Source organism: Mesorhizobium sp. M0587 (genome assembly GCF_040320945.1).
Taxonomy (GTDB): Bacteria; Pseudomonadota; Alphaproteobacteria; order Rhizobiales; family Rhizobiaceae; genus Mesorhizobium.
This window is the reverse complement of record NZ_JAMYQP010000006.1, coordinates 157,140-176,558: the sequence shown is the minus strand read 5'-3', so window position 1 is coordinate 176,558 and position 19,419 is coordinate 157,140. Positions and strand designations below refer to the sequence as shown.

16 protein-coding genes and 1 pseudogene are annotated in these 19,419 nt (G+C 63.1%); 13 read left to right on the top strand and 4 right to left on the bottom strand.

Annotated elements, in window-relative coordinates:
- Positions 1-41 precede the first annotated feature (41 nt).
- Positions 42-3,569: a DNA polymerase III subunit alpha gene (gene dnaE, locus NKI49_RS08080; protein ID WP_502899483.1), complete on the top strand. Its 3,528-nt coding sequence runs from the start codon at positions 42-44 to the stop codon at positions 3,567-3,569.
- A gap of 174 nt (positions 3,570-3,743) precedes the next feature.
- The gene (locus NKI49_RS08075; RefSeq protein WP_352599072.1) at positions 3,744-4,142 is read left to right on the top strand and encodes a nuclear transport factor 2 family protein; all 399 of its coding nucleotides are present in this window, start codon (positions 3,744-3,746) and stop codon (positions 4,140-4,142) included.
- A gap of 324 nt (positions 4,143-4,466) precedes the next feature.
- Here the strand turns inward: NKI49_RS08075 and NKI49_RS08070 are convergent, their stop codons facing one another.
- Positions 4,467-5,348: a DMT family transporter gene (locus NKI49_RS08070; RefSeq protein ID WP_352599074.1), complete on the bottom strand. Its 882-nt coding sequence runs from the start codon at positions 5,346-5,348 to the stop codon at positions 4,467-4,469.
- A 179-nt stretch (positions 5,349-5,527) separates the two neighbouring features.
- Between NKI49_RS08070 and NKI49_RS08065 the strand changes: the two genes are divergently transcribed.
- Positions 5,528-6,034, top strand: a complete 507-nt coding sequence (locus NKI49_RS08065) for a hypothetical protein (protein WP_352599076.1) — start codon at positions 5,528-5,530, stop codon at positions 6,032-6,034.
- A gap of 11 nt (positions 6,035-6,045) precedes the next feature.
- On the opposite strand, the gene NKI49_RS08060 is transcribed toward NKI49_RS08065, so the two are convergent.
- Entirely contained in the window at positions 6,046-7,374 is a 1,329-nt protein-coding gene (locus NKI49_RS08060; protein WP_352599078.1) for a DNA polymerase IV, read from the bottom strand.
- A 65-nt stretch (positions 7,375-7,439) separates the two neighbouring features.
- Between NKI49_RS08060 and NKI49_RS08055 the strand changes: the two genes are divergently transcribed.
- Together NKI49_RS08055 and NKI49_RS08050 are read left to right on the top strand one after the other, a co-directional pair.
- Positions 7,440-8,027, top strand: coding sequence for a GNAT family N-acetyltransferase (locus NKI49_RS08055; protein WP_352599080.1), 588 nt, complete (start codon positions 7,440-7,442; stop codon positions 8,025-8,027).
- A gap of 82 nt (positions 8,028-8,109) precedes the next feature.
- Entirely contained in the window at positions 8,110-9,648 is a 1,539-nt protein-coding gene (locus NKI49_RS08050; RefSeq protein WP_352599082.1) for a hypothetical protein, read from the top strand.
- A 41-nt stretch (positions 9,649-9,689) separates the two neighbouring features.
- Here the strand turns inward: NKI49_RS08050 and NKI49_RS08045 are convergent, their stop codons facing one another.
- Positions 9,690-10,343, bottom strand: a complete 654-nt coding sequence (locus NKI49_RS08045) for a hypothetical protein (protein WP_352599084.1) — start codon at positions 10,341-10,343, stop codon at positions 9,690-9,692.
- Entirely contained in the window at positions 10,340-10,639 is a 300-nt protein-coding gene (locus NKI49_RS08040; RefSeq protein ID WP_352599086.1) for a DUF3572 domain-containing protein, read from the bottom strand. Before NKI49_RS08040 ends, NKI49_RS08045 begins: the two co-directional genes overlap by 4 nt.
- Positions 10,640-10,837: 198 nt before the next feature.
- Here NKI49_RS08040 and NKI49_RS08035 point away from each other — a divergent pair, with 198 nt between their 5' ends.
- The 8 genes and pseudogenes from NKI49_RS08035 (at position 10,838) to NKI49_RS08000 (ending at position 19,418) form a co-directional block, all read left to right on the top strand.
- Positions 10,838-11,254: a response regulator gene (locus NKI49_RS08035; protein WP_352599088.1), complete on the top strand. Its 417-nt coding sequence runs from the start codon at positions 10,838-10,840 to the stop codon at positions 11,252-11,254.
- 34 nt (positions 11,255-11,288) lie between these two features.
- Positions 11,289-12,662 carry a PleD family two-component system response regulator gene (locus NKI49_RS08030; protein WP_352599090.1) on the top strand — a complete coding sequence of 458 codons (1,374 nt, stop codon included), beginning with the start codon at positions 11,289-11,291 and terminating at the stop codon, positions 12,660-12,662.
- Between the two features lie 811 nt (positions 12,663-13,473).
- A pseudogene (locus NKI49_RS08025) lies at positions 13,474-13,761 on the top strand (GIY-YIG nuclease family protein).
- 431 nt (positions 13,762-14,192) lie between these two features.
- Complete coding sequence (locus tag NKI49_RS08020; RefSeq protein WP_352599092.1) at positions 14,193-14,927, top strand: FadR/GntR family transcriptional regulator; 735 nt, start codon at positions 14,193-14,195, stop codon at positions 14,925-14,927.
- Entirely contained in the window at positions 14,924-16,111 is a 1,188-nt protein-coding gene (locus NKI49_RS08015; RefSeq protein ID WP_352599094.1) for a PLP-dependent transferase, read from the top strand. The genes NKI49_RS08020 and NKI49_RS08015 overlap by 4 nt, the downstream gene beginning before the upstream one ends.
- Before the next feature lie 29 nt (positions 16,112-16,140).
- Positions 16,141-17,418: an ABC transporter substrate-binding protein gene (locus NKI49_RS08010; protein ID WP_352599096.1), complete on the top strand. Its 1,278-nt coding sequence runs from the start codon at positions 16,141-16,143 to the stop codon at positions 17,416-17,418.
- Between the two features lie 228 nt (positions 17,419-17,646).
- The gene (locus NKI49_RS08005) at positions 17,647-18,570 is read left to right on the top strand and encodes a carbohydrate ABC transporter permease (protein ID WP_352599098.1); all 924 of its coding nucleotides are present in this window, start codon (positions 17,647-17,649) and stop codon (positions 18,568-18,570) included.
- Positions 18,570-19,418, top strand: a complete 849-nt coding sequence (locus NKI49_RS08000; RefSeq protein WP_027025244.1) for a carbohydrate ABC transporter permease — start codon at positions 18,570-18,572, stop codon at positions 19,416-19,418. The genes NKI49_RS08005 and NKI49_RS08000 overlap by 1 nt, the downstream gene beginning before the upstream one ends.
- The last annotated feature ends 1 nt before the right edge of the window (position 19,419 follow it).

Here is a 19,419-nt window from a genome sequence, read left to right as displayed (position 1 = left end):
ATCTCCATCGACACTGAGTCCTTCGGACGGCGCGAAAAACCATGGCGGATGAGAGACTTCCACGCGATCCCTTGATGCGCGAAGCAGCGATTGCGGCCGCGCGGCCGGAGGCGCCGTCGCGGCCTTTCGTCCATCTGCGCGTGCATTCCGCCTATTCGCTGCTGGAGGGCGCCTTGCAGATCGGCAAGGTGGTGGCTCACGCGGTCAAGGACGAAGCCCCAGCCATCGCGGTCACCGACACCAACAATCTGTTCGGCGCGCTGGAGTTCGCGCAGAAGGCGGTGAAGGACGGCATTCAGCCGATCATAGGTTGCCAGGCCGCGCTTGCCTTTTCCGGCGAGAACAGCGACGGCCAGCGCGACCGCCGGCGGCAAGGCCCGGATATGCGGCCGGTCGTCCTGCTCGCCGCGACGGAAGCCGGCTATTCCAATCTGGTCAGGCTGGTCAGCCGCGTCTACCTCGAGACGCCGCCCGGCGAGGCGGTGCACCTGACCACCGACATGATGGCGGGCTATTGCGACGGGCTGATCTGCCTCAGCGGCGGGCCGCGCGGCCCGGTCGGCATTGCGCTCAAGGAGGATCGCCGTGACCTGGCCGAGGCGCGGCTTTTGACCCTCAAGACGATGTTCGGCGACCGGCTCTATGTCGAGCTGGAGCGGGTTGCGGGCTACGACCGGATGATCGAGCACGCGTCTGTCGATCTTGCCTATGCCCATGAACTGCCGCTGGTCGCCACCAACGAGGCGTTTTTCTCGTCGCGCGACGACTACGAAGCCCATGACGCGCTGATCGCCATCGCCGAAGGCTCCGTGGTCGCCGTCGACAACCGCCGCCGGCTGTCGCCGGACAATTTTCTGCGCAGCCAGGCCGACATGGCCAGGCTGTTCGCCGACCTGCCGGAAGCGATCGACAACACGGTCGAGATCGCGCTGCGCTGTTCCTACTATCCAAAGAACCGCAGCCCGATCCTGCCGCGCTTCACCGGTGGCGACACCGCCGACAAGAACGCCGCCGAAAAGGCCGAGGCCGCGGAACTGGCCCGCCAGGCGCGCGAGGGGCTCGATGCGCGGCTTGCGCTGCATGGGCCGACCCCGGGCTACACGGTCGAGCAATATCGCGAGCGGCTCGAATTCGAGCTCGGCATCATCGAGAAGATGAAATTTCCCGGCTACTTCCTGATCGTTGCCGATTTCATCAAATGGGCCAAGGCGCAAGGCATACCGGTGGGGCCTGGCCGTGGGTCGGGCGCGGGCTCGCTGGTCGCCTATTCGACGACCATCACCGACATCGATCCGCTGCGCTTCTCCCTGCTGTTCGAACGATTTCTCAATCCCGATCGCGTCTCGATGCCCGACTTCGACATCGATTTCTGCCAGGACCGCCGCGAAGAGGTGATCCGCTACGTCCAGCAGAAATACGGCCGCGACCAGGTCGGCCAGATCATCACCTTCGGTACGCTGCAGGCTCGCGCCGTGCTGCGCGACGTCGGCCGCGTGCTGCAGATGCCTTATGGCCAGGTCGACAAGCTCTCCAAGATGGTGCCGCAGAACCCGGCCAATCCGGTCAAGCTCGCCGACGCCATCGCCAATGAGCCGCGCTTTGCCGAAGAAGCCGAGAGAGAGCCGATCGTCCAGACGCTGCTCGACATGGCGCAGAAGCTCGAAGGCCTCTACCGCCACGCTTCGACGCATGCCGCCGGCATCGTCATCGGCGACCGGCCGCTGTCGGAGCTGGTGCCGATGTACCGCGACCCGCGCTCGGACATGCCGGTCACCCAGTACAACATGAAATATGTCGAGCAGGCCGGGTTGGTGAAGTTCGACTTCCTCGGCCTGAAGACGCTGACGGTGCTGGATACGGCGGTCAAGCTGATCCGCCGCCGCGGCATCGACATCGACCTGGCGACGATCCCGCTCGACGATCCCGAGACCTACGCCATGCTGTCGCGCGGTGAGGTGGTCGGCGTGTTCCAGGTGGAAAGCGCGGGCATGCGCAAGGCGCTGATCGGCATGCGGCCCGACTGCATCGAGGACATTATCGCGCTGGTGGCGCTGTACCGGCCGGGCCCGATGGAGAATATCCCGACCTACAACGCCAGAAAGCATGGCGAGGAGGAGATGGCGTCGATCCATCCCAAGATCGACCATCTGGTGAAGGAGACGCAAGGCGTCATCGTCTACCAGGAACAGGTGATGCAGATCGCGCAGGAGCTGTCCGGCTATTCGCTTGGCGAAGCCGATCTTCTGCGCCGCGCCATGGGTAAGAAGATCCGCGCCGAAATGGACAAGCAGCGCGAGCGCTTCGTGTCGGGCGCGGTCGAACGCGGCGTCGCCAAGCCGCAAGCCGACTTTATTTTCGATCTGCTGGCCAAGTTCGCCGACTACGGTTTCAACAAGTCGCACGCCGCCGCCTACGCCGTCGTCTCGTACCAGACAGCCTATCTCAAGGCGCATTATCCGGTGGAGTTCCTGGCCGCGTCGATGACGCTCGACATGGGCAACACCGACAAGCTCGCCGACTTCCGCCAGGACGCGCTGCGCCTCGGCATCGAGGTGGTGGCGCCATCGGTGATGTCGAGTTTTCGCGCCTTCGAGGTGGGTGAGAACCGCATCTATTATTCGATGGCCGCGCTCAAGGGCGTCGGCGACGCGGCGGTCGAGCATATCGTTGCTGTCCGGGGCGAAAAGCCGTTCAAGAATCTCGCCGATTTCTGCGAAAGGGTCGATCCCAAGATCGTCGGCAAGCGCGTCTTCGAAAGCCTGATCATGGCCGGCGCGCTCGATTGCTTCGGTCACGACCGTGCATCGATGATGGCTGGCGTCGAACGGATGATGGGGCTGGCGTCACTGGCGCAGCAGAATGCCGTTTCCGGCCAGGCCGATATTTTCGGAGCCTCGCTCGGGGCGCAGTCGCAGGCGCTCAATCTGCCGGTGACGGACCCTTGGCTGGTCGCCGACCGCTTGCACCGCGAATTCCAGGTCGTCGGCTTCTACCTCTCCGCCCATCCGCTCGACGAGTACAAGGCGGCACTGCAGAAGATGCGGGTGCAGACCTGGGGCGAGTTTTCGGCGGCCGTCAAACGGGGCGCCTCCGCCGGGCGTCTGGCCGGCACCGTGACCAGCAAGCAGGAGCGCAAGACGCGCACCGGTAACAAGATGGGCGTTATCGCCTTTTCCGATACGTCCGGCCAGTATGAAGCCGTGCTGTTTTCGGAAGGGCTGGCGCAGTATCGCGACCTGCTCGAGGCCGGCCGCTCCGTCGTTATCACCGTTGCAGCTGAAGACAGGCCGGAAGGCGTCAATTTGCGTATCAACTCGGTACAATCGCTGGAGGACGAGGCAAGCCGCATCCAGAAGGCATTGCGCATTTTCGTGCGCAACGCCTCGCCGATCAACACGCTGGCTGGACAGCTTGCCGTCAGGGGCGAAGGCCAGGTGAGCTTTGTTCTGATCAAGGAAGAAGGCGAGGGGGAAATCGAGATCGAGCTGCCCAACCGCTACCGGATCTCCCCACAGATCGCCTCGGCGATGCGCGCGGTGCCCGGTGTGGTCGAAGTAGAGCTGGTTTAAGGTGCGTTGCTAGGCCTGGCATCTCGTTTGATAGGGCCAGGGTGCCGGCCGCGGTTGAAATTGTTGTGATTTGAACCACATGCATCGAGCAAGCTCGAAATGAACTCGCCGTTTTGAACCCAGCCCAATCAGAGCCTCGGCGATGCGGCCGCGGCCAGACAGGAATGCGCCACCATGCCCAGCCGCGAACGCGTTGAAGCCTTCCTGAGGGAAGTGGTCGAAGGCAGCCATGTCACGGCAATCGCCGACTTCTACCACGACGATGCAACGATGCAGGAGAATCTCGGCGTCCCGCGTAGTGGCAGGGATGCGCTGATGGCGCGCGAGCAATCGGTTCTGGATCGGATCCAGAAGATGCATACGCATCCGGTTCAGATTTTTCTGGTCGACGGTGACAACGTCGCCGTCCGCTGGACTTTCGACAAGATCGACAAGGACGGCACCGTCCGGCGCCTGGAAGAGGTGGCGCTTCAGCAGTGGCGTGGTGACCGCATTGCCAAGGAGCAATTCTTCTATGACACGGCCACTGCCTGGCGCCTTGTCGGAACCGACGGCACGGTGGTGCAAGGCTGAGGCTCCCGCAACTTAAGCCACTGGACGGCCTTGGCCACGCACGGCGCTGGTTTCCGCCTATCTGATCGCGCGGCTTTTGGCTTACAACAACATGCTACGGCTGATGAAGCAGCCGACATCGTAGGTCGATGCTGACGCTGCTGATGTCAACGGCGTTGGCCAATCTCGCCTTCCTGCGCATCCTGCGGCTGTGATCGCTGTCGCGCAGCGGTTCGCCCCGGTGACGACGGGGCGGCTTGCAGCGGCATGAGCCGGACGCCGTGCATTGCAGGCCTGTGGCCATCTTCTCAACATATCCGACGAGGGAAACTGACCAGTGGGGTGTTACGACGCCGCTACATCGGCCGGCCGTATCGTCCTGCGCTGCAAGTTGAGCAGATTACCCATCAGGATCAGCAGCGCGCCGCCGGCGGTGAAGGCATCGATCTGCTCCTGGTAGAGCAGCCAGCCGACCAGCGCCGACAGAGGCACGCGCAGGAAATCCATCGGCGAAATGACGGTCGCGTCGGCATAGACAAGCGCGCGGGCCATGCAGAAATGCGATGACATGCCGGTGAAGGCGATCAGCAGGATCCATGGCCACAGTTCGAGCGGCGGGTCACGCCATTCGTAGAGCGCCGGGACGAGGCCGAGTATCGACTGGACGATCAGCATCCAGAAGATGATGCGCACGACGCTGTCCGTGCGGGTCAACGACTTGACCATGACCACCGAGATGCCGAAGCAGACCGCGGCACCGAGCACGACGAGATGGCCCGGATCGGCCGCGCCGACACCGGGGCGGACGATGATCACCACGCCGATCAGCCCGAGCGCGATTGCCGCAAGCTTCGGCCGGCTGAGCTTTTCGCCAAGAAAAATCATCGCCAGGATGGCCGTCCAGATCGGCGTGGTGAATTCGATCGAGATCAGCACCGCCAGCGGGATCAGCGTCAGCGCGTAAAGCCAGGCCGCCTGGCCGGTATAGTGGATGACGTTGCGGGCGACATGGGCAAGGGGGCGCCGCGTGCGCATCGCTGCAAAGCCGCCGCTCATCATCACCAGCGGCAGAAGGATGAAAAAGCCGATCACCGAACGCAGTTCCAGCACCTGGAAAACGTTGAGCTCGGCGGTCGTGGCGCGCCCGGCGACCGACATCGCCAGGAACGAGGCAATCGACAGCGCCATCCAGAACGCTGCCTTGGGGATGGAGGGGGCAGGTGACATGCCCGCTATGTCGCAGGCCGTGGCTTCTGCCGCAACCGCTAGCCGCCGTATTCTTCTGGGCCAGCCGGGCTTGCAGAACAGTCATGTTGAAGGCGGAACCTGACACGGCAGGGGACGTTGAGTTCCGTCGATCGTGCTTCGCGGGACCTCTGCCGTCCAACATCAATGGGAGAGCTTCAATGAGATTATTCGAGCAATTTACGCTTGCTGGCTGTCTGTTGGTCGCGGCAGGCACGGCACATGCCGACGAGACCAGATTTCTCCAGTCGTTCAAGGGCAATTTCACCGGCAAGGGCATCGTCAAGGTGACCACCGACGCGCCGACGGTGAATGTGTCCTGTACGTTCAGGTCGAACGCGACGTCGACCTCATTGTCGCTCGACGGCAATTGCCGCGGGCTCATCGTTGTGACGCGCGCCATCAGCGCGGACCTGAGGGCTGCCGGAGCGAAGTATAGCGGCACTTATGTCGGGTCTCGCACCGGCCCCGCACAATTGAACGGCACTCGCTCGGGCAATGCGATCAATCTCGGCATCCGCTGGGCCAAGGAGGTCAATGGCGACCGAAAGGCGCAGATGAAGGTCGAGAAACGAGGCGAGAACGGCATGCGGCTGACCGTCATCGACACCGATCCGGAAACCGGCAAGAGTGTGGTGACGAGCCGGATCGACCTGCAGCGCACCTGAGATATCCAGCGTCAGTCTTCCAGCGGCTCCGGCGGGTGGGCGTCGCGGCCCTTGCCGAAGGTGTAGCCGGTTTCCACCGCCTTGCGGCCGAACTTGTCGCGCAAGGCATCGATGGCACCCTCGGCCATGGCGCGCTTGCGCGACTGGATGTCGACAAGGTCCGGCGGGTCGGCCTTGTCGTCGTCGGAGAGATCGCTGACGCCGATGCCGAGCAGCCGGTATTTCGTTCCGTCGGTTTCCTTGCGCAGAAGTTCCACCCCGGTCTGGAATATCCGATCGGCGAGGCGGGTCGGGTCGCCAAGCTGACGATTGCGGGTGCGCAGCTTGAAATCCTGGGTCTTCAGCTTCAGCACCACGGTGCGCCCGGCGATGCCGGATTTCTTCAGCCGCGTCGACACCTTTTCGGAAAGGCCCCTCAGCACCGCGACCAGCTCTTCCAACGAAGCGATGTCGGTGTCGAAAGTGGTCTCGGCCGATACGCTCTTGGCGTCCTGCTCGGGATCGACGCGGCGCACATCCTCGCCGCGCGAAAGCCGGTAGAGCCGCTCGCCCATCGTACCGTAGCGGCGCATCAGGTCGCCACGATCCATCTGCTGCAACTGGCCGATGGTGCGGATGCCATCGCGCTCCAGCGTGGCGTTGAAAGCCTTGCCGACACCCCAGATCATGGTCACCGGCTGCTCCGCCAGGAAGCCGACCGCCTCGGCCTCGCCGATGACCGAGAAGCCGCGCGGCTTGCGAAAATCGGACGCGATCTTGGCGAGGAATTTGCAATAGGACAGGCCAGCCGAAACGGTGATGCCGATCTCCTTCTCGACGGCCAGCGCGAAGCGGGCCAGCACGACGGCCGGCGGCAAGCCATGCAGCCGTTCGGTGCCGGCAAGATCGAGAAACGCCTCGTCGATCGACAGCGGCTCGACCAGCGGGGTCAGCGCCTGCATCATGGTGCGCACCTCGCGGCCGACGCGGACATATTTCTCCATGTTGGGCGGGATCACCACCGCTTCGGGACAGGCTTCGAGCGCCTTGAACATCGGCATCGCCGAACGCACGCCCTTTATGCGGGCGATGTAGCAGGCCGTGGAGACGACGCCGCGCTTGCCGCCGCCGATGATCAGCGGCTTGTCCTTCAGCGCGGGATTGTCGCGCTTTTCGATCGCCGCATAGAAGGCGTCGCAGTCGATATGGGCCAGATGCAGCCGGTAAAGCTCGGGATGGCGCGCCAGCCGGGGGCTGCCGCAGCGCTCGCAGCGGCGCGTCTGGCTGCGCTGAAAGGCCAGGCAGTCGCGGCAAAAACCATGATCGGGACTATTGACAGGAGCCGCCATTTGTGCGAACATAAGAAGAACAAAACCAATATTACGACGGCGCAAGGCCGGCGACAAGGCTGGCCTGGGGAGAACCTATGAGCACGACCATAGCGCCTCTTGCGCCCGCGCTATGGGCGGATTTCGAGGACCTCTTCGGCAAGCAGGGCGCCTGCTACGGTTGCTGGTGCACGCATTTCCGGCTGGCGCCGGCGGTGCGGCGCGCGAGCAGCCGCGAACGCAACAAGGACCATATTAAGGCGCGCATCGAGGCCGGGCCGCCGCCTGGCCTGCTGGCATTCGAGGACGGCAAAGCGGTCGGCTGGATGCAGGTCGGGCCGCGCGCCGACGTGCCCGAATGGAACAACAAGGGCAGGGGCTCGGCACCGATCGACCCCGCCGACGCCAGCGATCCGGCCGCCTGGGCGATCTCCTGTTTTTTCATCCGCGCCAAGGCGCGGGGCAGGGGGATCACACACCGCCTCGTCGAGGGCGGCATCGATTTCGCGCGCAGCAACGGCGCGCGGTTACTCGGGGCCTGCCCGATAGACCTGTCGCGCGATTCGCGATCGATCGGATTGTTCGTCGGCTCGTCGCGGGTTTTCGAGAAGGCCGGGTTCGAGAGGCTCGTCGAGCGCAAGGCGGGCCGGCCATTGATGCGGCTGGTGCTGGAGCCGACGGCTTGACAGTCGTCGTCTTGCGGGTGTGATGGTATTTCCCTACCAAAGCACGAAGTGATTTTGCCTTTGGGGCCAAACGGAGATTGCCGTGAACCGTATCCTGCCTTTTGCCTTTTTTGCGCTGCTGCTCGGGGCGCCCGCTTTCGGCCAGACGATCGACAGCCAAGGTGCGAAGCAATTGTCCGACGACCTGTCCCGCTATGTCGGCAAGCAAGCGATCGACAAAGGCGTGCTCAAGGTTTCGGTGGAAGGCGGTGCCTACAAAATCGCTTTTGATTTCAAGACTCTAGCCGGAATGTTTCCCCAGCAGAAACTGGTGAAGTTCGACTTTGCGCCTTACGCTCTGCTGGTCAAGCCGCGCAGCGACGGATCCTGGGATGTCTCCATGGATTTTTCGCAAAGCGCCTCCTTCGAGTTCAACGGGCCAGAGGGGCTGCAAAGCACGCAATTTTCGGTCAAGGACGGCAAGGGCAACGGCGTCTACGATCCGAATCTAGCGGCTTTCACCAGCGGCAGCAGTTCCATGGCTGGCATGACCATGGCGTCGAAAGACGCCAAGCAGCAGATGGATGTCAGCGCCGGTGCCGCCACCGCGACCATTGCCGCGACCAAATCCGCGACCGGCGGCGTCGATTTCACGATGTCGCAAAAAATATCGAATTTCGTCGAGGCGATCAAATTCGACGATGCCGAGAGCGGGCTGAAATTCCCGGTCACCGTCAGGTCGCCTGAACTGTCGGTGGAGGCCAGCGGCAAGGGCATGCGGACGAAGCCGCTGCTCGATCTCCTTGCATTTGCCGTGGCCAATGAGGATGAGACGACGCTGAAGGCAAACCAGGCGCAGCTCAAGTCGCTCCTGCTCGCCGCGCTTCCGGTGTGGGAGCGCATCGACGGCACCTATGGTTTCAAGGATTTCGTGGTGGAGAGCCCGGTCGGAAATTTCGGCGCGGCGCAGCTCAGCACCGCGTTCGGTACCGACGGCGTGGCCCAGAACGGCAAGATCGACTATGGCATCAAGGCGTCAGCGCTGACCATACCGCAGCAGCTCGTACCGAGCTGGAGCGTGGCGCTTCTGCCGACCGATATCGACCTCAACTTCGGCGGCGCCAACATCGACCTCGACACCATGGCGAAGAAGGCGATCGAAGCTTTCGATCTCAATCAGGATCCGCCGCTGTCGGCCGATTTCGGCGACAAGCTCAAAGCCGATTTCATGGCCAAGACGCCGAAGCTCGTCATCGGCCACAGCACCGTGAAGAACAAGGATGTGGAGGTCGCGCTGGAAGGCGAGATGACCTTCCCCGACGAGAAGCCGGACGCAAATCTGACGGTCGATGTCACCGGCTTCGACAAGATGGTCGAGGCCTTGCAGGCGGCGGCGAAATCCGAGCCGGAAGTGGCGCAATACGTGCCCGTCGCTCTCATGGTGAAGGGCTTCGGCAAGACGCTGCCCGATGGCCGGATCGAGTGGATCGTCAACGCCAAGCCCGACGGTTCGGTCATGGTCAACGGCGTCATGGTGAAGCCGGCCGATCCAGCCGTGGACGACAGCGTCGACGACAGTGGCGGCGACAGTGATGGCAGCGGGGACGACAGCGGCGGGTCGGGGGCGGACCTGAACCCTTGACGGCTGGAAGTGACGGGAAGAAGGAAGCCAACTTGACGCGCTTATAATCCCAGCGCGCTCGCGATCTTCGGGCCGGCTTCGTGCCAGTCCTGGACGACGACGACATCGTCCGGCACCGGCGGGAGGAATGCGCGCAGCGAATTGTCGGCCATCAGGTGGAAAAGATCGGCGTCGGCGACCGATTCCCGCACCGATGCCAGATTGTGGGGCTGATCGTCGACGAAGACCACCGGCCGACCGCTCTTGCCGCGCAGCCGGGCCACTGCCGGCCCCTTGGCCATTTCGGTTGTCAGAAGCGGGTAGTTCAGCCCGAGCGCGTCGAGATGGACGCGCCGAACGGCACGGTGCCTGTGCGGCATGGCCGTGAGCAATATGATTTCCGCGTCTCCGCCAAATCCTGACAGCGCGTCCGCGGCACCATCCGTGATGCTCTGCCAATCGGCTTGCGCGTCGAAGAAATCGCCCAGAAGTGCCGTGACTTCTGGCTGCTCGATAAGGCGGCCGCTCGCCGTTTCCGCGATATTGCCGGTCAGGCGAAAGGAGGCCAGCGTCAGGCCATAACCGCGCGACTTAAGGAAATGCGGGAACGGGCGGATGAACTCGAGCACGACGTCGTCGACGTCGAGCACCAGCAATGGCCGGTCGTCGGCCGCCAGTTCTTCGATCTGGCGCGCGGTTTCGGGATCATCGCTCATACCGAATGCTCATGGTCGTCATTGCCAAGCGGCAGCGCGCGCAACGCCTTGCCGACGGAAGCCGGCGGCGTGCCGGTGTCCTCGGCGAAGCGCATCAAGGTCGGCTCATGGGCGAGGATGAATTGCAGCACGCCAGCCAGGAACCCCGGTTCTCCGGCAGCCTTGCGGATCGAATGCGCGTCGATCCCCGTGATCGCCAGGAAGCGCGGCAACAGCTCCGGATCGGAGGCGACGAAGCCCAGTGCCTTGACGGCAATGATTTCCGCCTCTTCGCGCATTGACGCTGCGTTTGCCATCATTACCTTCGGTATGTGGAATGAGTCTCCCACGCAGTAATGGCAAGAGTTGGTTGCGGCAAGCCATTACAGCGCGGCGCGCCTTTCAGACGCACGGGACGGGGTGGAATTCGTGCTACTTTCCAGCCGTGGGTTTCCGTTTCGTCAATCATATTGCCGTATAGTGAAGCAGGGTTTGGTGCGTCCAGGGAAAAGCGCATGACGGCCGCCTTCGAGCGGAGGAACGGCCGGGACGGGATATCGATGCCTAAGAAGGTCATGATCGTCGAGGACAATGAGCTCAATATGAAGCTCTTTCGGGACCTCATCGAAGCCAGCGGCTACGAGACGGTGCGCACCCGCAACGGTCTGGAGGCGCTCGACCTGGCGCGCCAGCACCGGCCGGACCTCATCCTGATGGACATCCAGTTGCCGGAAGTGTCGGGGCTGGAGGTGACCAAATGGCTGAAGGAGGACGACGATCTGCACGTCATCCCGGTCATCGCGGTGACCGCCTTCGCGATGAAGGGCGATGAGGAGCGCATCCGCCAGGGCGGTTGCGAGGCCTATATTTCGAAGCCGATCTCGGTGCCGCGTTTCATCGAAACCATCAAATCCTACTTGGGCGATGCCTGATGTGCCTTTTTGAGTCGAGCCGGAGCGTTATGAAATGACCGCGCGGATCCTCGTCGTCGACGACATCCCTGCCAATGTGCGGCTGCTGGAAGTGCGGCTGCTGGCCGAATATTTCGAGGTGCTGACCGCCACCAACGGCCCCGATGCGATCGAGACCTGCGAGAACGGCAAGGTCGACGTCGTGCTGCTCGACGTGATGATGCCCGACATGGACGGGTTCGAGGTCTGCCGGCGGCTGAAGAGCGATCCGGCAACGTCGCATATCCCCGTGGTGATGATCACCGCGCTCGACCAGGTTTCCGACCGGGTGCGCGGGCTCGAGGCAGGCGCCGACGATTTCCTGACCAAGCCAGTCAACGATCTGCAGCTGATGACGCGCGTCAAGAGCCTGGTTCGGCTGAAGTCGCTGACCGACGAGTTGCGGCTGCGCGCCTCGACGACGCGCAACATCGGCATCGAAGAGCTGCTCAGCCGCAATTTCGCGTCCGAGGACACGACGCCGAAGGTGCTCCTCATCGACGAGCGCAAATCGTCCGTCGAACGCATCCAGAAGATGCTGCGCGACCGCGCCGACCTCGACGTCACCAGCGATCCGCATGCCGGCTTCTTCCAGGCCGCCGAGACGCCGTATGAATGCGTGATGATCTCGACCGCCTTTGCCGATTTCGATCCGCTCAGGCTGTGTTCGCAGTTGCGCTCGCTGGACCGCACCCGTTTCGTGCCGATCATCCTTTTGGCGGAGGAGGGCGAGGAGGAGCGCATCATCCGTGGCCTCGAACTCGGCATCAACGACTATCTGATGCGGCCGATCGACCAGCAGGAGCTGACGGCGCGGCTGCGCACCCAGGTGCGCCGCAAGCGCTACAACGACCAGCTGCGCGCCAGCGTCACGCAGACCATCGAAATGGCGGTGACGGACGGCCTGACCGGATTGCACAACCGCCGCTATCTCGACAGCCATTTGCAGACGCTGTTCGACCGCGCAGTTGCGCGGCGCCGGCCGCTGTCCGTGATGATCACCGATCTCGACCGCTTCAAGTCGATCAACGACACGTATGGCCATGATGGCGGCGACGAGGTGTTGCGGGAATTCGCGCGGCGGCTGCGCAAGAATGTCCGCGGCATCGACCTTGCCTGCCGCTTTGGCGGCGAGGAGTTCGTGGTGGTCATGCCGGACACCGACGGCGCGGTGGCCGAGAAGGTGGCCGAACGCATTCGCGCCGAAATCGCGCAGGCGCTGTTTGCCATCGGTCCTGACGGCAAGGCGATCGAGGTCACCGTCAGCGTCGGCGTCTCGTCGGTGCTGAAGGGGGTGGATACGGTGGCGGCGCTGATGAAGCGCGCCGACCTTGCGCTCTATGAAGCCAAGAGCGGCGGCCGCAACCGCGTCGTCGCCAAGGCGGCGTGACCGCCCGGGCCCGATTACCCGGTCTGCCGTTAGGATTACCCGTTTACCTTAATCCAAGCGATTCGCGAGCCTTGGTTAAGAAAGTGTTGATTTCCATAAGCTCTTGCGCAACTGTGCTGGTCAAGACGAAGCCGGCACGAGGGTAGACCGCCGGCTCGATCCCTGGAATACCCCATGATGCTCAGGTCCGCCGCATCTCCTGGGTCCGTGGGGTCGGCCGGCCGGCGCTGGCACATAGTGGCCTCCTCGTACCGCTGCCAAACGCCGACCGGCCCCCTTTGTCTCACCTGACATTAGGATTCCGTGCCAAGCTCCGGAAGATGCGGGGCTTTTTCCGCGCGGACCTGCACGTCGGGGCAGATGCCGGATGTGAACCGCATGCTGTAGTGATTGGTGGAGATGCCCGTCGCTTCGACATCCCGGGCGGAGCGAAGAGTGAAGCGGCGCGGCGCAGACGTTGGGATAACTGCCTAATTTAGGAATGCAGCGCAAGGCAAGTCTGCACCGTAGTTGCCGCTCCTAGGTCGCGGCATGGATCCTAGGGTCTGCGCCTCGTCGCTGCGCTCCTTGCTCCGCCCTAGGATGACGACGTAAGGGGATGCTTCGGCTAATCTCGAAGGTGCCGGCTGCCATTGATGCCAAGCTCCAACGCTCGCGATTAGCCTCAGACCCTCCACGCCCGTCGTCATCCTAGGGCGGAGCAAGGAGCGAAGCGACGAGGCGCAGACCCTAGGATCCATGCCGCGACGCCTGCCGAGAAATGCAGCGGATGAGGATAGTCGGCGCTCCGATTGCCCGTTATGATTGAGGCGTGACCGGCTATGTCTACATAAGTGCGAGTCAGAAGCGCGGCACCCTCTATATCGGCGTCACCAACGATCTCGGCCGCCGCATGCCTGAGCACACGTCCGGCCAAGGCTCCCGTTTCACCAGCCGCTACGGCGTGCAGCGGCTGGTCTGGTACGAGGAATATTTTGACATCACCGATGCGATCCAACGCGAGAAATCGCTGAAGCGTTAGCCCCGTCAGTGGAAGATCGAACTGATCGAGAAAACCAACCCGGAATGGTTCGAACTCTTTCGCGGGACTGGGTGGTAGGTTCTGGATCGCCGTGATCGTCGCGAAGGTCGCGGCATGGATCCTAGGGTCTGCGCCGCGTCGCTGCGCTCCTTGCTTCGCCCTAGGATGACGACGGCGTGGAGGCCCGAGGCTAATCGCAGGCGTTGGAGTTCGACATCGGAGGAGTTTGGCATCGTTGGAGTTCGGCATCAATGGCAGCCGGTAACCTTCGAGATTAGCCGAAGCATCCCTTCCCGTCGTCATCCTAGGGCGGAGCAAGGAGCGCAGCGACGCGGCGCAGACCCTAGGATCCATGCCGTGACTTCTGAGCGATACTACGGTGCGGGCTTCTCTTCCGCTGAATCGACAGATGCTACAGCCCCACGTCTAGCGAGCCTCCCGGCAGCCGATTGACAGCACCTCCTATCTGTGCAGAAATTGGTTGGACCATTGGACCACTTGGAGAGAGCGTGGACCAGAACAGCCTGCCACCCATCCAGACCACGGCGCGCGACGACGCCGTGCTGAAGGCATTGGTGGGCTTTGTTCGCGCCGAGGCCTTGCAGCCGGGCGAGAGACTTCCGACCGAGCGTATTCTGGCCGAGCGGCTGAAGGTCAGTCGCAACACGGTGCGCGAGGCGCTGACGCGGTGGGAAGGGCTCGGCCTCGTCGAGCGGCGGCAAGGCAGCGGCACCTATCTCAAGGCGGCCGTGTCGCCCGACATGCTGCATTTGCCGCTGACGCTGGCCGGCGGCAATGACTTCACCAGCCTGATGCAGACGCTGGAAATACGCCGCGCGCTGGAGGCGGAGGCGGCCGCCCTTTGCGCCGAGCGCGCAAGCCAATCCGACATCGCCGAGATCGAACGCAAGCTTGACATCATGGAGCAGGCGTTTCGCACCCGCGACGGCATGTCCTCGGAAGAGGACTGGGAGTTTCACCAAGCGATCTACAAGGTCTCGGGCAATCCGCTGTTCGAGCAGATCATCGCCGCCATGCACGAGCTGTTCCATCGCTTCTGGGAACATCCGCTCGGCGTGCGCGATTTCGGCCACGCCAGCTTTCCCTACCACCGGACGATCTGCGAGCGCATCGCCGCGCGCGACCCGCAAGGTGCTCGCGACGAGGCGCTGAAGCTGATCGCCACCGTCGAGGACGATCTGAAGCGCGGCGCGGCCAAACTCAAACTTTCGAGCCAGACATGAACGAGCATCCAGCCGCTTTCGATTACGACTATCTCGCCGAGGCGGCGACACTGCTGGCCCATGACGAGCCTTTCCCGGGCGGCGCGGTGGTGCCGCCGATCTACCAGACGTCGCTGTTCACCTTCGCCAATTATGCCGAGATGGCGGACACCTTTGCCGGCAAGCGCAAGCAGCCGATCTATTCGCGCGGCGACAATCCGACGGTGATGGAGTTCGAGGCGCGGGTTGCGGCGCTCGAGGGTGCCGAGGCGGCGCGCGGTTTTTCGAGCGGCATGGCTGCGATCAGCGCCACCGTGCTCGCTTTCGTCGGCGCCGGCGAGCGCGTCGTTGCGGTGCGCAATTGCTACGGCGACGCCTACAGGCTGTTCGAGCGGCTGCTGCCGCGGCTCCACATCAAGGTCGACTATGTCGATGGCTCCGACCCGGATGCGGTGGCGGCGGCACTTCCGGGCGCCAAGCTGCTCTATCTGGAAAGCCCGACCTCGATGATGTTCGAGCTCCAGGACCTGCCGCATCTGACCCGGTTGGCCAGGGAACAAGGCATCGTCACCACGATCGACAATTCCTGGGCGACGCCGGTGTTCCAGAAGCCGATCGCGCATGGCGTCGACCTGGTGCTGCATTCGGCCTCGAAATATCTCGGCGGCCACAGCGATACGGTCGCCGGCGTGGTGGCGGGCTCGGCCGCCCACATCAAGCACATCAACGAGCAGACCTATTCCTATCTCGGCGGCAAGCTGTCGCCTTTCGAGGCATGGCTGCTGCTGCGCGGGATGCGCACGCTGCCGCTGCGCCTGCCGCACCACATGAAGAGCGGGCTCACCATCGCCGAACGGCTGAAGGCGCACGGCAACGTCGAGCGCGTCAACCATCCCGTCTATTCGAACCATCCGGGCAAGGCGACGCTGGCCGGCTATGGCGGACTGTTCTCCTTCGAGGTGACGGACGATATCAATATCCCTGGCTTCGTCGACGCGCTGAAATATTTCCGCATCGGCGTCAGCTGGGGCGGGCATGAAAGCCTGGTCGTGCCGGCCAAGGCGTCGCTGGAGCAGACGCCGGGACTGAATTCGATGGCGCGCTTCGGCGTCAGCCCCCGAACCATCCGCTTCAATGTCGGATTGGAGAATGTCGAAGATTTGTGGGCCGACGTCGCCCAGGCCTTCGAAAAAGCCAGAAAATAACAAGCGGGTTCAAAATGGGAGTCTTGAACATGAAAAAACTGACCGTCATGCTTGCCACCGTCGCGGGGTTGGCGATTTCCGCCGGAAGCGCGCTGGCCGATTCGACCCTCAAAATGGTCGAAGTCATCACCAGCCCGCCGCGCACCGAGTTCCTGAAAAAGCAGATCGCCGAGTTCGAGGCGGCCAATCCCGGCATCAAGGTCGAGCTGATCTCGCTGCCGTGGGGCCAGGCCTTCGAAAAGTTCCTGACCATGGTGCAGGCCGGCGATACGCCCGACGTGGTCGAGATGCCGGAGCGCTGGATGGGCCTTTATGCCAACAATGCCCAGCTTGAGGATCTCGGCCCCTATATGGCCAAATGGGACGATGCCAAGACGCTCGGCGAGCGCGCCAAGCAGTTCGGCTCGACCGTCAACAATACCCAGTTCATGATCCCTTACGGCTACTATGTGAATGCGCTGTTCTGGAACAAGAAACTGTTCAAGGAAGCCGGCCTCGACGGCCCGCCGGCGACGCTCGACGAGTTCGTCGCCGACGCCAAGAAGATCTCGGCGCTGCCGGGCAAATACGGCTACTGCCTGCGCGGCGGGCCGGGCGCCTTCAACGGCATGCACATGTTCATGAACATAGCCGCCGGCAAGGGCGGCTACTTCAACGAGGACGGCACCTCGACCATCAACGAGGAAGGCTCGGTCAAGGGCCTACAAATGCTGGCCGACATGTACAAGGATGGGCTGGCGCCGAAGGATGCGGTGAGTTGGGGCTTCAACGAAACCGTCACCGGCTTTTATTCCGGCACCTGCGCCATGCTCAACCAGGATCCCGACGCGCTGCTCGGCATTGCCGACAAGATGAGCGCCGACGACTTCGCCGTGGCGCCGCTGCCGGTCGGACCGAGCGGCAAGTCCTATCCGACGCTCGGCTATGCCGGCTGGGCGATGTTCGCGAATTCGCAGCACAAGGACGACGCCTGGAAGCTGATGGCGACGCTGCTCTCGCCCAAGGACAATCTGGAATGGGCCAAGGAAGTCGGCGTCGTCCCGATCCACAACGGCGCCGACCAGGATCCGCATTTCAAGACGGAGCAGTTCAAGGGCTGGTTCACTGAGCTCAGCGACAGTTCCAAGTATGAAATGGTGACGCCGCCGACGCATCTGGAGAATCTCGGCAATTTCGTCGACCAGGTGGCGATCAAGAATTTTCAGGAAGTGCTGCTTGGCCAAAAGCCGGCCAAGGAGGTCGCCGACCAATGGGCGGCCTTCCTGACCAAGGAGCAGCAGGACTGGCTGGCGAAAAACAAGAAGTAGCGCGCGCCTTTTTCCTTCTCCCCGTTTCACGGGGAGAAGGTGTCACGAAGTGACGGATGAGAGGCGGCGCCAAGTTCTGAAAAGCTGGCGCTGCCCCTCATCTGCCTGCCCGTCCTCCGCAGCAGCTGCGCAGCAGCTGCGGAGGGTGGACCGGCATCTTCTCCCCGTGAACGGGGAGAAGGACGCTGTCATCACCGCCGGCATCCAACCATCATCGCAGAGCTGCCAATGACCTATGCCGTGTCCGAAATACGATCCGCCGGCAAGCCGCGTCGCAAGCGGCTATCGCACGCTACTATCGAGCCCTGGCTCTATCTCAGCCCGGCGATCGTCCTGCTGGTCGTGGTGCTGCTCGTGCCGCTGGTCATCGGCATCAGCTATTCCTTCCGCAAATTCTCGGCCTTCAAGTCGGAATATGTCGGGCTCGGCCAGTACCAGGCGATGCTGTCGGACCAGGTGCTGGGGCAGGCGCTGGTCAACACGCTATGGTGGACGGTCGCCAGCCTTTTCTTCCAGTTCTTCCTCGGCCTTGGCCTGGCGCTGCTGCTCGACAAGCCGTTCTGGGGCCGCAAGGCGGTGCAGGCGCTGGTGTTCCTGCCCTGGGCGGTGCCGTCCTTCCTGTCCGGCCTGACCTGGGCCTGGCTGTTCAATCCGATCATCGGCCCGCTGCCGCACTGGTTGTTTGCATTGGGGCTGAAGGCCGAGCCGACCAACGTTCTCTCCGATCCCTCGACCGCCATGTGGGGGCCGATCGTCGCCAACATCTGGTTCGGCATCCCGTTCTTTGCCATCACGCTATTGGCGGCGCTGAAATCCATTCCGTCGGAACTGCATGAGGCGGCGGCGATCGACGGCGCTTCACCCTGGCAGCGCTTCACCAAGGTGACGCTGCCGTTCCTGGCGCCGACCATCGCCATCACCGTCATGCTGCGCACCATCTGGATCGCCACCTTCGCCGACCTGATCTTCGTCATGACCGAGGGCGGTCCGGCCGGCTCGACCAACACGGTGCCGGTCTACATCTATGTCAGCGCCTTCAAGTCGCTGGACAAGGGCTATGCCTCGGCGGTGGCCGTGCTGCTGCTGGTCCTGCTCATCGCCTATGCGATCGCACTGATCGCCATCCGCCGCACGCTGGTGAGGCACGTCTGATGATCGCGGGACGTTCAGCCTCGCAGCGCTTCTTCGGCGGCATCGGCCTCTACGCCGCGATCGCCGCCTATGTGATCTTCGCCCTGTTTCCGATCTACTGGACGCTGAAGATCTCGGTGACGCCGGAGCGGCTTCTCTATTCTGAAGGCATCACCTTCTGGCCGTCGCGCATGACGCTACAGAACTTTGTCACCGTGCTCGAGGCCACCGATTTTCCACGCTATTTCCTCAACAGCGTCATCGTTTCGGTATCGACGGCGGCGCTGGTGACGGTCATCGCCACGCTCGCCGGCTATGCCATGTCGCGCTTCACCTTCCGCGGCAAGGCGGCGCTGGCGCTGATGCTGCTTTTGACCCAGACTTTTCCGCTGGTGATGGTCATTCCGCCGATCTACCGCGTGATGGGTCAGATCGGCCTGATCAACAGCCTGACCGGGCTGATCGTCATCTACACCGCCTTCAACACCGCCTTCGCCACTTTTCTGATGCAGTCCTTCTTCGACGGCATTCCGAAGGACCTGGAAGAGGCGGCGATGATCGACGGCTGCACGCGTGCGCAGGCGATGCGCCGCGTGATCGTGCCGCTGACGCTGCCCGGCATGGGCGCGACGCTCGGCTTCGTCTTCACCGCCGCCTGGAGCGAGCTTCTGTTCGCGCTGATGCTGATTTCCAGTGACGACCAGAAGACCTTTGCCGTCGGCCTGCTCACCTTCATCGGCAAGTTCGCCGTCGACTGGGGGCAGATGATGGCGGCGTCGATCCTGGCGTTGATCCCGGTCTGCATCTTCTTCGCCTTCCTGCAACGCTATCTCGTCACCGGCCTGACCGCCGGCGCCGTCAAAGGATAGA